This window comes from Infirmifilum sp. NZ, from assembly GCF_022693705.1.
GTDB lineage: Archaea > Thermoproteota > Thermoprotei > Thermofilales > Thermofilaceae > Thermofilum.
Genome location: NZ_CP094288.1, coordinates 1,129,189 through 1,143,975 on the forward strand (window position 1 = coordinate 1,129,189; position 14,787 = coordinate 1,143,975).

Here is a 14,787-nt window from a genome sequence, read left to right on the forward strand (position 1 = left end):
GAAAAATTAGGAAGAGTAACTCAGACCTCGACTTCAACCTGCACCACCACCTCCCCATAGACATTCACCTCTAACCAGTAAGGCTCCACGCCCTCGAATGTTCTCGAACCAGGACCATATCCCGCGACGGCGTTTCCACAACCATAGCATACTCCGGGAGGTCTCTGCCAGCTTACTGTAAGGTCGCTCGGGTCTATGAGCTTCTTCTCGAAGATTATGGTTGCTGATCCCTCGTGAGGCAGCGGAAAGCCCTTGGAGAAGTAGACCTCATCGTTCCTAACAACGACGCATACATCCTGCGACATGTACCCGCCCATGAAGGGCTTCGCCTTCACCTTGAGAACCCTCACCGTGACCCAAGTCCAGTTCGTCGGGATCTGCAGGTAGAAGAGGGCTTGATCCCCCCACAGGCGCCATGTCGCGTTGCCCAAGTACTCGTAGTTCCCGATGAACGGTATGATCATGTACCTGTCCCCGGGGATCAGCTTGGCTGGAGCTAGCCTGCCGTTGACGTAAACCTCGCCCTCGATCACCCTGTGCTCCCGCGGCAGGAGGAGGGCGTTGAGCCTCAGCACCCCTCCCCTCACAGCCCTGTAGACCATGTACCTCCCGAAGGGGTACACGCCTGTAGGAGTCGTCCAGTTCACGGGGCAGATTAGGTGCGTGTCGTTGAAGCTGAAGCAGCCCCTGTCATCGCCCCCGTGAGCCTCGGCAACGATGGTCGAGTTGGGGGGAACCCTCAGCTCGAAGTCCCCGCTGTAGAGCGAGCCGTTCACGCTTACCGGAACGACGACGTTTCTGAACTCCAGCACGTAGAGCGTTGCGCCCTCAGTGCTGACCACCGCGTCCTCAGAAAAAGTCAGCGTCGCGTTCAGCCGGAACTCCTCCGTAACATTGCCCCTCACCACCCTGATTTTATCGGAGCAAAGGACCGTGTAGTTGCCGGCGTCGGCGCACGCTCTGACGAAGCTGAGCGTGGAGTTAAACTTCACCCTGAAGATAGTCTCGCTATTTATGACAGAGCGGTTTACCAGCAGTGGGTAGTTAGCTTTGATGGTGACACTTGCATAGGCTTTTCGGTAACGTAGAAACGTCGTAGTGTTCCTGCCCACCTGAATTGCAACAGATGAATTTACAGGATCATAGATCCCTGTAGGGAGTGGTTCGACGACAAGGGTAGTATTGCACTTGGTTTTTAATGTTACCGGAAGTTTGTACAAACTTCGGTTCACTACTACACTGGCATTCTCGATGTTAGCATACAGTATCAGCTGGCACGAAACGCTTGAGGATTGATTTCGGGGAGTTATACTACCGCTAAGGCTTTCCGGAGAGTTCAAAGGAGGCTGCTGCCTCGAATGTATCGTAGATAGTGTAATTAGTGCTGTAAGGAAAAATACCAGCGTGGCCGCAAATACGAGTAGTTTCTTCCTAAGCTGCATCGCTTACCGCACGCTCTCCGGATATGAAACAGCTCCAAAGGAGAACTCTTCTGTCTCCGTCTTATAAACGAGGCCATTATGCCTCTGGGTGAGAAAACGTGAGCGAAGAAGTCGGTAGAAGCATCATGGTCATAATCACCCTAGCCGTCGTCTCTCTTATAGGCTACTTCATCTACTCCGTTGCCTCTGCGACCACGAGCCGCCCCGTTCTGGTTCAAGCGGGCGATGCTGTTCTCACCTCTACGGGTAACAGCTATACTGTTACGCTATGGCTCCAAAACGTTGGAACCTCGACGGCAGATCTCTCAAATGCTAACCTCACGATCACGACGTACAACCTAAGAGCGCCGTTAACCTGCAATCCTAGAACTGTTGCAGCGGGGACCACGAGCACTTGCACCGCCACCTTCTCAACGACCGTTCAGATCACGAGTGCTGTAACAGGGTACATCGTAACCAACTACGGTGTATACAAGGTTTCAATCGTAAGAGGATAAAAAAGATGGCTGAGCTAGGTGAGCTCGAAGTCCTATTTCTACTCTCCTTCACGGAGGCTCCTCCAAGCCACGTCCTGGCATGGCTGGAAAGTAGAGGAATATCCTACAGGCTGTCTGACGAGACGAGAAGAGTCATCGTGGAGGACGAGAAAGCTGGGTCAAGGGTAGGCATACGCACGTCGCTCGAGGGAGCTATCAGAGAATTAGAGTTCAGGCTCGAGTCGTTTTCATCGCGTGTTGACACGCTTGGGGAGGTTTTCAACATCACACTTCTTGTGGCCCCGGTCATGCTATACTCAATAGGCTTTTTTAGACCTGGAGTTGTCCAGGGAACCCTGCCACTCCTCCTAGTCCTAAACGCTGTCCTCGTAGTACTCTACAGGGACCTGCATCCGAGGGTGTTGAGCTTACCCAGGAGCTTGAAACTGGCAACAGCTCCATTACTCATAAGCGCAACGTCGGTGGCGGTACTATTGTATAGAGGTGTTGAAACCGCGCTGGCGGTGCAGGCTATCTCGTGCCTACCACTGGCTATCCTAGCCGCTAGGGTGTTGAAAACAGTGGAGAATGAACTTAAAGAAAACAGGGAGATACTCGTTCGTTCGCTGCAGTCCCCAGGGCACGTTTTTCGGGCAGTTTCACCCGAAGCTCTTCTGGCAGAGACGGCTTTGGGCTTAAGCCGAAGCATTAGGCTAACGGTCTACTTCTCTTCCGTATGGGGCATCGAAGACCCCAGTCTTTTGCTATTAACTTATGAGAAAATTCATCGTTTTCACAGAAACTTGGTCAGGAAAGGGTTCACAAGCGCGGCGCTTAACCTCGTAACTTTGTTCCTCCTAGGCTTCGCCTCAGCGATAGTTAAGAGCATCTTCAATAGGTTACCGATGGAGAGCGTTGTTCAGTGGGTGCCGGTGGAGGATACACATGGAGTTCAGTTTTCAATAGACATGTACTTGCTGGCCTCAGTCGCCGTGTACTCAGTAGGGCTAAGCGTCTTATCAACCGGATCGCCGGCTTTCACCGCTCTCTGGTTGCCAATAGCCTCACTGGCAATAACTTTAGGTAGCTTTTTTGGGGGCGCCTTGCTCGGTGGGGGGAATGTCTAAGGCCATCTACGCGCTTATACTGCTCGTTGCGCTTATACTCTTGCTCATGGCTTTAAATCCTGCTCAGATGAGCTTATCCACAAAAAGTGTATACATCGCTGAGAATGGCAAGTTAATCATTATAAGCACATAGCCGTCACATTGAATAATTTTTCTCATAGCTGTAGAGTAAACAATTTATATTTCAGCTAGCTTCAGTATGAGAGCCCGGAAGATGGTCAAAGGATACATACTTGTATCCACGAAGCCAGGTAAGGAGTACGAGGTTGCGAGTGAGATAATGAAAATACCCTTTGTTAGCGACGTCGATGTGACCTACGGGTTGTGGGATATAGTCGTTAGGGTTGAAGCCCCATCGCTTTCGGATTTAGACAGAATTATCTCCAATATCAGGAGCCTAAAATTCATCGAACAAACAGCAACCCTTATCTCTCAGGAGATAAGCTAGTGACAGAACTCCAGTACCAGTGGATAAATACTCCGGGATAATTTTACCCCGAGATGAATCACTCTAGGGGTAATCCGATGCCCTAAATTATCCACTCTCCCTTGTTTATCTTCTCTGGGATGTAGGAGTCAGAGAGAAATCTGAACCCGTGACCGCTGAGAGCTTCTATCTCAACCTTTTGCCCCTTTTCTATGAAGAGATTGAGCTCCTCGAGCCACCTCTTTGACTCCTTAAACCACGGGTAGTTTAAGAGTTCTTTCGCGCGCTTAATGTCCCTCTCAGTAGCCTTGATTATGAAGTTTCTAGGTATTTTGTATTTCTCGATATCTGTAATTGAAACACCCAGGAAGCGGGCCTCGGGGGTGGCGAGGCGCTCGCTCTCGTAGCTCAGGGTTATCGATCCGCTCCTGTACACGCTGTAGATGTAGAAACCGTAGCTGTCGCCATCAGTTAGCACGTACACTGGCAGGTCAAACTCCTCCCATAGCCTGCGAACCATTCTCCTCGTGCTTCTATCGGGCTGCCCTTTCCCCGTGATGAGTATACAGTTATTCTTTTTCCAAAACTCGTCCTCGTTCAGTTGCTCGAAGATAGCGCCTTTCTCGACCACTAGCACGTATTCCGCCTTGACCTCGAGTATTTCGAGGCTATCCACATTCGAAGGAATAGCGTAGGCACCGCTACCGAGCCTTGATAAGTCTATGATTTCTCCTTTGCTTCTGATCGTCATGCGTCCGACGATTCTGCCTTTGGCATCGTGCATTAAGCCCATGTGCTCTCGAAGAAGCCCTGTAGCTACCTCTATATCCTGTATCACTGCGTTACTCTCACGCTGATCGTCCCAAGTGTTCTCCCCGAGAGGCCTCCCATTTTTATCCGTGAGTGTGTGCTTGCCACGATAGTAGAGGTCACGTATTGTTGGGTGAACACCCTCTCTTCGCGCCTCCAGAATGAGTTTAAGCATCAGGACGGTCTGCATGAACCTTTTCGACTCACCTACGTCAAAGAACTCCCTTCGGGCGGTCCTTGGGCCTAGCAAGAGCATTTTTTTCTTGCTGTCCCAAATGGTGTTAGCGAGGGTTCTCACGGGTATTTCGAGGTAGGGTGGCTGACCCCTCAGAATCTGGTCTGCCACGCGTTTTCCGAGCTCCTCGAGCTTTCGAATGACCTCCTCCTCTGAGGGGGCTTGAACTCCTCCCTTCCTACTCGACATATTGCTCCACCTTCTTCTTCCCTAGCTCCTTCAAAAGAATTTCCTCGAGCTTCCTTTCAAGTAAAGTAGGCTCTACTGAGGCAACCTCCGCGATTGCCGCGACGACTTCCGGCATATAACGCCTAATCGTGGACTCTTTTTTCTGAATCTCATGGAGCTTCTCCATTCTCGTTATATATGACCTCAGCTTCCTGGCAGCCTCCCTAATAGCTATCTCCAGCTCATGCTCTATTTCGGGAACGTCCGCTATGGCTTCTTTACCCACACCTTTAAAGGGTATCTTCGTAGAGCAGACGTGAGTGACTACCGCGAGCGGAGCCGGGAACTTTACTTTGTACACGCTCCAATCAATTTCGTCAACGACCTTTCTGGAAACGTCGACACCCTCGTCGTACAGCAGAGGCATTTTGTTTGCAAAACGCAGGATCATTGGTTGGTCCTGAGGCGGGATTTCCCCACCATAAGCAACTGCAACCTCGACTATGAACGGGTGTCCTCCGTAAGATGAGGGAGGTCTAGTTACAGCTTTAACGAAGCTCGGCTTCAGAGTGCTCCTAACTCCTTCCTTTAAAAGTTCCTCCCCTATCGGTGAGAGAGTAATGGGTCGAGGACGGCGCCAACCCTCGAACGAGCGCATTTTTGAAGCAAGGGCTTCGAGGTCCTGAAGCCTGAGCTCCTTTACCCTTAGGGAAGGATCGAAACCAGCCCACTGAAGGAACTCCTGCGCTATTTTCTCACCCACACCTTCAAAGCTTTTAACTAAGAACTCCCTCAAAGTGGTGTTCGAATCCTGGATGTTTTTTGTGAGCTCCTTGAGAACTTCGACATCTACACCCTTCGGGTGGTACTGACCTATCTTCGGTGGCTCAGGAAGTTTTTTTGTGACCCTTTTGAAGACGACTTCCTCCTCAGGTGTCTTAAACCTTATAGTTGCATAGGGGGCTATGAGCGCGGTTCGCTTAATATATTCTTCAATGCGCTTCTTTGCCTGTACCCACGAGCCCTCAAGTGTGAGCCTCACGGAAGTTCCATGAACCTTAGGGTTGTCCTTCTTCCTTATTCTCATTCTAAGAATGTGCGGTATGTTTTTGTCGACATCTATGTATAGCAGGTACTCGCCTATGAACTCGGAGTTCACTGGGGCACTCTTGACATAGATCGGCTGAGCCGTCGTCATCTGCGCGTAGAGTACGGCCATTTTTACTCCAAGTCCAAAGACACCCCTTGTTTGTCTCACTACGTACTTAGACCCGTAAAACACTCGGCCAAAAACATTCGGGATTTCATGTATTGGTATGCCTGTTCCGTTGTCTGTGACTTTTACTGTCACTCTCTCAGAGTTGTTAGGATCAAGGGAGATCTCAATTCTTATGTCAGGCAGAATACCGTGGGTTTCAGTGGCGTCCAGGGAGTTTTCAACCAGCTCACGTACAGTCTGGTATAGAGCCCGCGCTGGATTGGAGAAACCTGCTATCTCCTTGTTTCTATGAAAGAACTGTGCCGGCGATAATCCACGATACTTCTCCAATTATCTTCCCCACTCGACTGAAAAGAAAGCCCAGATAAACCTGATTTCAAAAAGAATTAATTTCAAACAAGAGACGCTTTAGAAGTTTAAATGATTACACGAGGTCCATAAAGTTTTATTTTTCTTCTCTTAGCTTGAGAGATTCTGGCTGAGCGCAGGTGGTACCCAATCGCTGCAATGAGTAACAACGCTGCGGCGGGTATTACGAGCATACTACGGTTGGACTACATAGCTTCCTAGAAATACGTATCGTTTAACAAGCCTCAAACATGCAACCCTTTCGCAAACTAACTTTAGACGGGAGCTGAAGGTGCTGAGGCAGGTAAAACCGGAAGAGGGCTCGTTGATGAGTGGAGGGATGAACTTGCTAAGCGCAGGTTTAAGCAGGGTACTCGTGGCAAAGTAAAGCTCATGAAAAGCCATTAAGGTGCCTTGGAGCTTGGTATTGAAGGGGTAGATGTGCCGAATGCGAGCGTACTGAAGAGGATTTCCGCTAAGCTATATTGGGATCTGAAGCTCAACAGCCCACTTGCCTACAAGCGCGGGGACTTAGCGGTGGCGCTGAGTCTAACGCCCCCAGGGGACGCGTGGCCGGTTGTCGGATACTTCTACAAACACGTTTGGGGGGTTATTGAAGACTACTTCTCCAAATCGGGGCATCGTGTTGACGAGGTTTTGCAGAAAAGAAAAGTGATGCTGGCGAACAAGGTGATGTACCCTGATTATGGAGTTGAGCTCGCTTTAGACGCTCAGGTCATAGGCCACGTCGTCTACGACATACGTAGAGGTACTTGGCGTTTCCGCCCCTTGTATATGACTGTCTCAAGGATGGTGGAAGAAGAGGTGGGTTTCTATGCCGTTACGAGGCTAGAAAAGCTAGCTAGGGGATTTGTGCTGAAGCAAAAACACCTTGAGAGATATGTACTGCCCAGGGGGGATGAGTACGTAGCTCTTGCAACGCGCGACTTAAGCTTGCTGGGCGTCGGAGTGCCTCTGAGAAATGAAAGGATCTACGTTCTGAAAACATGGATTAGCAGACCCTACGGTATTCTCGAGAGGGATCCGGACTGGTGGGAGGTGACGAGGCTTCACGAAGAATACCTAGCTGAAAAGGAGATTGAGGCAATATCCTTCCTGAGAGAGATTCACAAGAAGTACAGGCTCCCGGTAGTGGTGTCGTTTTCCGGCGGTAAGGACAGTCTCGTAACCCTCAACCTTGCGGTTAAAGCGTTTGGAAGCGAGAAAATCAAGGTTTTATTCAATGACACCGGGATAGAGTTTCCGGAAACTGTAGAATACGCGCATAGGATATGTGAACGCATGGGCGTGGAGCTTATTGTTGCGGATGCCGGCAATGCCTTCTGGCGCGGGGTCTCCGTAATGGGACCCCCTGCGCGAGACTTCAGGTGGTGTTGCAAGGTCACTAAGTTTGCTCCAACAGCCCGTGCTTTGAAAAACCTCTTTCCGAGCGGAGTACTGAGCCTAGTGGGTCAGAGGAAGTTTGAATCCATGCAACGCGCGCTTTCGCCTCGAGTCTGGAGGAACACGTGGTTGCCTAACGTTGTAGCCGCGTCTCCTATACAGGACTGGACTGCACTAGATGTATGGCTCTACATCTTTAGGGAGAGGTTGTTACCCAATCCACTTTACTACTACGGTTTAGACCGTCTCGGTTGCTGGCTTTGTCCTGCAACTGAAATGGGTGAATTCGAACTCGCGAAACGAGTCAACGAGTCACTTTACTCGACTTGGGAGAAAGTTCTACAAGAATACGCTAGCGAAAACTCGCTCGGAGACTACTGGGTACGCTACGGGCTCTGGAGGTGGGTACACCCGCCTAAAGACATACTTCGCGCTTTGAACCTACGTGAGACGCCTGTCAGGAGAGGTGCACGAGTAACGTGGAAACATTCTGGGAAAGTGATGATTTTTGAGGTGGACAAACCTCGGACAAAGCTCAGCGGAGATAGGTTCAGCAACTTACTCTATACGTCAAGAAAGGCAAGGTCGTCAGCGAAGAGGATAGAGGTCGAGCACAACAAACTAATTGTAGAGGTCAGCGAGGCCTCACAAGATGTTGAAGAGGAGTTAGCCCGGGTTGTTATACGCGCTTTCTACTGTGTGGAATGCCTAGAGTGCGCTAACTGGTGCCCTACAAATGCTATATCATTGAACCCGAACGGGGGAATAACCGTTGACGAGGAAAGATGCTTGGGATGCGGCATGTGTCAGAGGAAATGCCCTGTTGCAGAGTACACGCTCAAGCTTCACGGGCGCCTCACGAGCGGCTGACCGCATATTTGGCATTTACCGAATGTTTTCCTAGCACAGGTAGGGCAGTACGAAACACCGCACTTTTCGCAGAAGAAGTACTCGTCTCCTCTGTAGATCTTCTTCCCGCACCTGACACAGCGACCTAGGACAAGCGTCTTAGGTACGTACGCCATACCTATTGCACCCCTCAACCACTGCGGCTACACTATTTAAAAGTTGCCCCCATTAACCGACATTAAGGATCGCATTCCCCGAGATATTTATCTAAAGAATACCCAAAAATTAACCTCAGGCTAGAGATCCCCAAGGTGTATTCCTAGGACTTGTGACTGCGCAGGAAAATTGCGGTTATCACTAGTGTATCTCCACCGCACTTGGGGCACGTTCCAGCTTTTTCAAATAGCTTGTCACCGTTTTTGTACGAACGCTCAGTCTCAAATCCACATTTCTCACACTGAAGTAGCGTTATCAAGATCCTTTTCTCCGGCTTTGTGGACACGAGTTTGTAGAGAGACCAGCCCACGTACCCCTCAATCATCACTAGTAGGATGGATCCAGAGAGGTAAGCGTCGTACCCTGTCCTGAAGTACAGGTATAACAATGCAGCGAGCATCAAAAAGCCCCCGATTAAGAGTAGGACGTAAACTGGAATCCATCTTCTTTTAGCCTGGGAAACAGGGTCTAAGTTCATGGCACTCCCACCGTGTTTCCAACGCCTATGATTACTAAAGTAGAGCCTACAGGCTGTGCTCTGATGAAGTCCTCTATTATACCCACAGCCTCTCTAACGCCTTTGTATATCTCTTCGGTCATTACAGAGAGAGCCTCGGCCTCTGACATTTTTATGAGTACAGCGTAAAGAGGAATGCCATTCTTCGTCGCCAGTTCCTCGATAACGAAACGTTCGGCCCCGATACCCCCCATTGCAACTCCATAGCCGTAGGCAAGCATCCCAGATTCCTCGCCCTCGTACTTCAGGGCGGCGTCGACTGTTAGGATTTGCGATACTTTCTCCCGCTCCAGAAGCCACTGCAGTGCATCATCTAGTCTACCCACAGTGCCTCCGGGTCCTCTCGCTTTTATTACATAAACTCTCCTACCGTCAAGCTCTAAGTGGTAAACATGGGTGTCTTCAACAGGTTCAACGGGTTTACGGTCCCGCGCATACTTCCTAACAAGGTAGCTTGTCACGAGCGGTCCAGCAGAGTCGCCTATAGGTACGCTTCGCTCAAACGCCTCAAGGGCCCCCTCGATGGCCTTGACCTCCTCCATTACGAAAGGCATTTGAGCGCTGAGCTGCATAAGCAGCCACAAACTCCTAAACTTCCTCGCAATAAGGTAGTAGTGGTTTAGGAGCTTGTATATGCTGTTTAGCGCCCTTGCAATCTCCACTATGTTAGACAAGTTTTGCACTTCAACGCGTGAAGCTTTAGGAGCTATCCGAGCTATTCGTTCCTCTAACCCTTTCTCGCCTGTCCGGACAATGTGCTTAATCTTCTTGACGATGCCGTATGGATCTATATCGACCGGAAGTATGATATACGTTTCTACAAGCTCGCTCACTTTGCTCGAAAGCAGCTTTTCATCTTGTACATCGCTGTACCGCTTGATCTGGCCCATCAGGAATCGCAGGGACTTATCCCTAGCGTTTCTGAATACAAGGAGGTAATTCTCTACCTCGCTGATCGCTCTGAGAATTTGCATCTCTTGAGTGAAGAACGAGAAGAAAGCGAGTATGATAAGCCAAAGTATCAAGCTGTAAGTGTCGCCGTCCATCCGTTACACCCAAGCTAGATGAGAGAGTACCCTTCCGCTTTAAAAATATATGTGGTTGCTCGAACCCTAACGATATTCAGCCCTCTAGGCAACATTTACTACAGCGTTTGCGAGGAAACGAAGGATAAAACCACTTGACCAATAAGGAGAAGTGATAGGTGTAGCTTCCGTTCCAGGCACTGCGCTACCTCATTGCCTTGTCTCAAAATGATGGAGATTCAACCGATAGCCGAAAGCGCCCATCAAGGGTGGCCTCTAGAGTAGGACAACCCACAACTAAGCCACTGAACTCCTTGTTCGAGTGAAAGAGGCGGCTCTGAACAGTTGCAGGCGCAATACGGCTAGGCGGCGGTGAAAACAATTGTAATACAACCGTATGGTTTTTTCGCTATAACATATAGCGTTTTTTTCTATTTTATGTGCTCTCCACCTTATACAGGGCGTAGATCGGGGATGCGCGGAGTAGTTTTAAGCGAGATAAATGATAGGAAACTTCTCGAGAAAATAGTGAAGAAAGAAGTCTATGATCACAACAACTCTAAGGTAGGTGTCATCTGGAAAATCTACATCGCCAAAAAAACTAAGCAGCCATTGAAAGTCGTGATAAAACGCGTAAACGGAGAGTTTCTTGAAACCACGCCTGATAAGCTCAGAATTACGGGAAAGAAAATAGTTCTACTGGATCACTCGTACGAGGGGGCATTGGCCTTGCTGGAGAGACTCTGGGAGATAGCAGAGGAGCTGAGGAAAATAAAAAACGACCTGTTAGTCTTAGGAGAACGCCACCTCGTGATGAAGGAAATCTCCTACGAAGAATATATGGAAGAGAGGAAGCGACTCGAACGAAAAAGGCTTCTCTTAAAGCTGGAAGCGTACACTATTCTTGACACTCTCAGCTACTTCGTGCATCAAGAGGGGGTTCAGCTCACGCCAGATGATGAGAAGAAATTGTTCTACTCGCTAGACATACTAAAGAACAGCCTCCCGGTTATATCAGTTGAGAGGCTGAAAGAAGTGTTTAAATACAGAAACATTGAATGACGGCGTCATAATCGCAAGCTTTATAAAAATCAGCGAGATAAGGTATCTAAACTGCCAGAACAGGTGTCTCTATGGCCGATCTCAAGATAGAGTTCTCCCAGAAATCGGAGGAACCTCACATCGACTATAAGCTACTTTTAAACGCGAGCTACTCCGAGATTAAAGAAACCGCTGAGAAATTACGCCCGCTCCTCATGCCTAAACCGGGCGTGGACTATAAGCTGTACCTTTCCTTCAAGCCGCAGCTTCGGGAAGGAGAGGAGCTGATCACGTACACTCAGTCCGCGTGTCCAGAGTGCAACTCTCTCTTAACTGCGGCGGTGTTTAAGAGAGACGGCAAGGTTTGGATCAGGAAGGTTTGTCCTGAGCACGGCGAGTTCGAGGAACTTTACTTCGGGGATGCCAAGGTATATGAAAGATTTAGGAGCTTTCAGAGAGACGGAAGGGGGAACACTGTTACCCACGTCCCCCTTATGGCACTATGCCCGTACAACTGCGGGGTGTGTCCGAGGCACAAATCCAATGCGGCTTTGATCAACATAGTTCTAACCAACAGGTGCGACTTGAGCTGCTTCTACTGCTTTTTCTACGCGTCTCGAGCAGGATACGTGTACGAGCCCACGCTTGAGCACATAAGGTACATGCTTCGGCAGGCAAGGTTGGCCGAGCCTGTAAAACCTCCTGCAATACAGTTAACAGGAGGTGAGCCGACGCTCCGCGACGATCTGATAGACATTATAAGAATGGCAAAAGAGGAGGGATTCACGCACATACAACTGAACACCAACGGCATTCGCTTGGCGTTTGACCCCGATCTAGCGGTGAAGGTCCGGAAGGCTGGTACAAACGTCGTGTACTTAAGCTTTGATGGTGTCTCGCCTTTAACCAACCCTAAAAACCACTGGGAGGTTCCATACGCCTTGGATAACCTCAGGAAAGCAGGGCTCGGTGCGGTACTTGTCCCGACGGTTATAAGAAGCTACAATCTGAGTGAGGTTGGGAAGATAATACAATTCGGATTGAGACACAATGACATCGTTAGAGGCGTAAACTTCCAGCCAGTCTCCATAGTCGGGCGCATGCCCAGAAAAGAGCGGGATAAGGAGCGGGTGACGATCCCGGATGTGCTCAAGGCGATAGAGGAGCAGACGGAGGGCCAGATAAGAGTCGAGGATTGGTATCCTGTACCGAGCGTTGTTCCCATTTCGAGGTTCGTGGAAGCGCTAACTGGTAAACCCCAGATCGCCTTCACGACGCACTTCGCATGCGGCGCTGCTACTTACGTTTGGCAGGATGACGGCGAAATAATACCGATAACCAGGTTTGTGAATGTAGACGAGTTCCTAGCTTTCCTTGATCAGAAGGCCGACGAGCTAGAAAAGGGCAGAAACAAGTACATTGTTATGCTTGAACTCACGTGGAAACTGAGAAAGTTCGTCGACCTCGAAAAGGCGCCTAAACGTCTCAGGAAAGGTAACAAGCTTCTTAGGATTCTCTACGAGGTCTTCGTAAAGCACGATTACGAGAGCTTAGGTGAGTTCCACTACAACACGCTGTTCCTGGGCATGATGCACTTCCAGGATCTCTACAACCATGACGTGGCGAGAGTTATGAGGTGTGACATACACTACATAATGCCTGACGGGAGGCAAGTCCCGTTCTGCTCTTTTAACGTGCTTTCCGATCTATACAGGGACAGGGCGCAGAAGGCCTTCTCGTACTCCATAAGCGACTGGGAGAAGATAAGCGGGAAATCGATAAGGGAGATGAGCTACAAGAGGAACATCAGGAAACTTATCGCCGGAGAGCCTTACAGGAGGCACTACCAGGGCATTATAGACGTCGACGCGATACCATATGAGCAGCACGTTCTGGCTTCAAAGAAGTTCGGTATACCGGTGATCGAAGACTGAGGCTCTCGGCTATGATGCTCAAGGCATTCGAGCTTGAGCTTCAGTCTCATGATCCTAAACCTCTTCACATTGAAGTGAAAACCCATCTTTTTGGGTTCGCGGAGAAAAAGTTCTTCTTGGTTGCGCCAGAACGCGTCAGAGAGCTCGGTGAGGAGGACTTTATCGACTTTGACTCTACGATTGCTCAATTAATAGGCGTGTCTATTAACGATCTTGTACATGGGGATTATGGAGTTAAAACACTTGAGTACAGTCTTACGCCTGGAAACACTTATCTGCAGGTTGTTCAAGTTAGGGATAAACTAAGCGGAAGGGCAAGCGTATTTTTTAAGGTTTTTCAAGCCACTCATGGTGGTCTAGATGAAAAATACTCAGACAACCAATACGTGAAGAAACCTGTTCGCGAAAGACTTAGATTAATTGCAGAAGTTTTGGGAATCGACTTACCGACATTGGAAGAGGAAACTGCAAAGCTCGGGATAAAGTTGGATTAATAATAATTCGTTTTTTGTCGATTAAATAGCTTTTAGTAGAGTTAACTATATATAGTTTGCCCGCATAGAAACATCAAGTTTAAAAGTCAACCTGTGGTTCCTATGGAGAGTCGCATACGCGAGGAGAAGGAGAAACTTCTTGAGCATTTGGAGATTGTCGTGAGACAACTTATCTCCTCGACGAAATCTTCTCAGATTTCAATAAAGCTTCGCACCCTTCTGCGCTACGCATACGTCTCGTATGTGAAGAGAACATCAGACATCAATGTTATTCGAGGATTAGTACCTAGGGTTAGGCCACCGGCATGGCTCACAAACCAGTATTACTACAGAGAGATCGAGGGAATGCTTAGAACGAAGTTCAACGCGAGAATAGAGAACAGAAGACAGTTTAGGTACGTTGTTCTCTACAAAAGTAACCAAAAATAAGCCTTAAGTTATTTACCTGGTTTTTACGGCTTTACCTCTTTTAGTTCTGCCCATCTCCCAGCCAGGTAGCATTGCTCTACCTGCCCCCACAACCTCTCCTCTCTCGGATTTGACGCATACTTCGTCCCCTGGGAGAATCTCTCCATCCGATGCGACAACGTGTTTTGAGAAGAGGGTCCTGCCATCGGCAACAAACGTTGCGACGTCATCGGGTACCGTAACGCACGGCAGAGATCCACTCTGTACAAGCTCTCTCACGGTTCGCCAGCCCTCCTTACTCAGTATAATGAACCCGTCACTCGCCCTTATAGTGGCGAAAAGCTTTCCATCGATCAGAACCTGCTTTATCCGACCCGTTTTCCGAGACCTCACTACTGTAAGCCTGGCCTTAATGTCATCGAGCTTAATCTCAATGCCCAACTGATACCTCAAAATGCTCTCTAAGACCCGCAATTCATAATCAGTAGCAAGGCTCATCCAAGCCCCCCACGCTCTCATCGCCCCTCTGCATCACGCTAGTTATTATGATTTTCTAGCGATCCGTGTTTTTCACGCTCGGGGGTGGTATTGGCTAAAAGCGAATTGACCGAACAATTCCTACTGCTCGCCCACCACAACGATGAGTT

Annotated in this window: 16 protein-coding genes; 9 read left to right on the top strand and 7 right to left on the bottom strand. The window is 49.2% G+C overall.

The window, feature by feature from the left end:
- Positions 1 to 20: 20 nt before the first annotated feature.
- A complete protein-coding gene (locus tag MOV14_RS06190) occupies positions 21 to 1,112 on the bottom strand; it encodes a hypothetical protein (protein WP_318536466.1) in 1,092 nt (363 codons plus the stop codon).
- 428 nt (positions 1,113 to 1,540) lie between these two features.
- On the opposite strand from MOV14_RS06190, the gene MOV14_RS06195 reads away from it, so the two are divergent.
- The 4 genes from MOV14_RS06195 (at position 1,541) to MOV14_RS06210 (ending at position 3,493) form a co-directional block, all read left to right on the top strand.
- Entirely contained in the window at positions 1,541 to 1,939 is a 399-nt protein-coding gene (locus tag MOV14_RS06195) for a hypothetical protein (protein WP_318536467.1), read from the top strand.
- A gap of 5 nt (positions 1,940 to 1,944) precedes the next feature.
- Positions 1,945 to 3,045 (top strand): hypothetical protein, encoded by a 1,101-nt coding sequence (locus tag MOV14_RS06200; RefSeq protein WP_318536468.1) that lies wholly within the window; start codon positions 1,945 to 1,947, stop codon positions 3,043 to 3,045.
- Positions 3,038 to 3,178: a hypothetical protein gene (locus MOV14_RS06205; protein ID WP_318536469.1), complete on the top strand. Its 141-nt coding sequence runs from the start codon at positions 3,038 to 3,040 to the stop codon at positions 3,176 to 3,178. The genes MOV14_RS06200 and MOV14_RS06205 overlap by 8 nt, the downstream gene beginning before the upstream one ends.
- 66 nt (positions 3,179 to 3,244) lie before the next feature.
- Positions 3,245 to 3,493 (top strand): Lrp/AsnC ligand binding domain-containing protein, encoded by a 249-nt coding sequence (locus MOV14_RS06210; protein ID WP_318536470.1) that lies wholly within the window; start codon positions 3,245 to 3,247, stop codon positions 3,491 to 3,493.
- An 82-nt stretch (positions 3,494 to 3,575) separates the two neighbouring features.
- Here the strand turns inward: MOV14_RS06210 and MOV14_RS06215 are convergent, their stop codons facing one another.
- Together MOV14_RS06215 and MOV14_RS06220 are read right to left on the bottom strand one after the other, a co-directional pair.
- Positions 3,576 to 4,706, bottom strand: a complete 1,131-nt coding sequence (locus tag MOV14_RS06215) for a DNA topoisomerase IV subunit A (protein WP_318536471.1) — start codon at positions 4,704 to 4,706, stop codon at positions 3,576 to 3,578.
- A complete protein-coding gene (locus tag MOV14_RS06220; protein ID WP_318536472.1) occupies positions 4,696 to 6,234 on the bottom strand; it encodes a DNA topoisomerase VI subunit B in 1,539 nt (512 codons plus the stop codon). Before MOV14_RS06220 ends, MOV14_RS06215 begins: the two co-directional genes overlap by 11 nt.
- Before the next feature lie 459 nt (positions 6,235 to 6,693).
- Between MOV14_RS06220 and MOV14_RS06225 the strand changes: the two genes are divergently transcribed.
- Positions 6,694 to 8,526 carry a phosphoadenosine phosphosulfate reductase domain-containing protein gene (locus tag MOV14_RS06225; protein ID WP_318536473.1) on the top strand — a complete coding sequence of 611 codons (1,833 nt, stop codon included), beginning with the start codon at positions 6,694 to 6,696 and terminating at the stop codon, positions 8,524 to 8,526.
- Here MOV14_RS06225 and MOV14_RS06230 read toward each other — a convergent pair.
- The 3 genes from MOV14_RS06230 to MOV14_RS06240 form a co-directional block, all read right to left on the bottom strand.
- On the bottom strand, positions 8,502 to 8,681 hold the full coding sequence (locus MOV14_RS06230; protein WP_318536474.1) for a hypothetical protein: 180 nt from the start codon (positions 8,679 to 8,681) through the stop codon (positions 8,502 to 8,504). The genes MOV14_RS06225 and MOV14_RS06230 overlap by 25 nt on opposite strands.
- 143 nt (positions 8,682 to 8,824) lie before the next feature.
- Positions 8,825 to 9,199, bottom strand: a complete 375-nt coding sequence (locus MOV14_RS06235; protein WP_318536475.1) for a hypothetical protein — start codon at positions 9,197 to 9,199, stop codon at positions 8,825 to 8,827.
- Entirely contained in the window at positions 9,196 to 10,284 is a 1,089-nt protein-coding gene (locus MOV14_RS06240) for a DUF1512 domain-containing protein (protein WP_318536476.1), read from the bottom strand. The genes MOV14_RS06235 and MOV14_RS06240 overlap by 4 nt, the downstream gene beginning before the upstream one ends.
- Before the next feature lie 453 nt (positions 10,285 to 10,737).
- Here MOV14_RS06240 and MOV14_RS06245 point away from each other — a divergent pair, with 453 nt between their 5' ends.
- The 4 genes from MOV14_RS06245 (at position 10,738) to MOV14_RS06260 (ending at position 14,161) form a co-directional block, all read left to right on the top strand.
- Complete coding sequence (locus tag MOV14_RS06245; RefSeq protein WP_318536477.1) at positions 10,738 to 11,325, top strand: PRC-barrel domain-containing protein; 588 nt, start codon at positions 10,738 to 10,740, stop codon at positions 11,323 to 11,325.
- A gap of 71 nt (positions 11,326 to 11,396) precedes the next feature.
- Positions 11,397 to 13,238 (top strand): tetraether lipid synthase Tes, encoded by a 1,842-nt coding sequence (gene tes / locus MOV14_RS06250; protein WP_318536478.1) that lies wholly within the window; start codon positions 11,397 to 11,399, stop codon positions 13,236 to 13,238.
- Between the two features lie 11 nt (positions 13,239 to 13,249).
- Entirely contained in the window at positions 13,250 to 13,732 is a 483-nt protein-coding gene (locus MOV14_RS06255; protein WP_318536479.1) for a hypothetical protein, read from the top strand.
- A 93-nt stretch (positions 13,733 to 13,825) separates the two neighbouring features.
- Entirely contained in the window at positions 13,826 to 14,161 is a 336-nt protein-coding gene (locus MOV14_RS06260) for a hypothetical protein (protein ID WP_318536480.1), read from the top strand.
- 12 nt (positions 14,162 to 14,173) lie between these two features.
- On the opposite strand, the gene MOV14_RS06265 is transcribed toward MOV14_RS06260, so the two are convergent.
- Positions 14,174 to 14,638 carry a PUA domain-containing protein gene (locus MOV14_RS06265; RefSeq protein ID WP_318536481.1) on the bottom strand — a complete coding sequence of 155 codons (465 nt, stop codon included), beginning with the start codon at positions 14,636 to 14,638 and terminating at the stop codon, positions 14,174 to 14,176.
- Positions 14,639 to 14,787 lie beyond the last annotated feature (149 nt).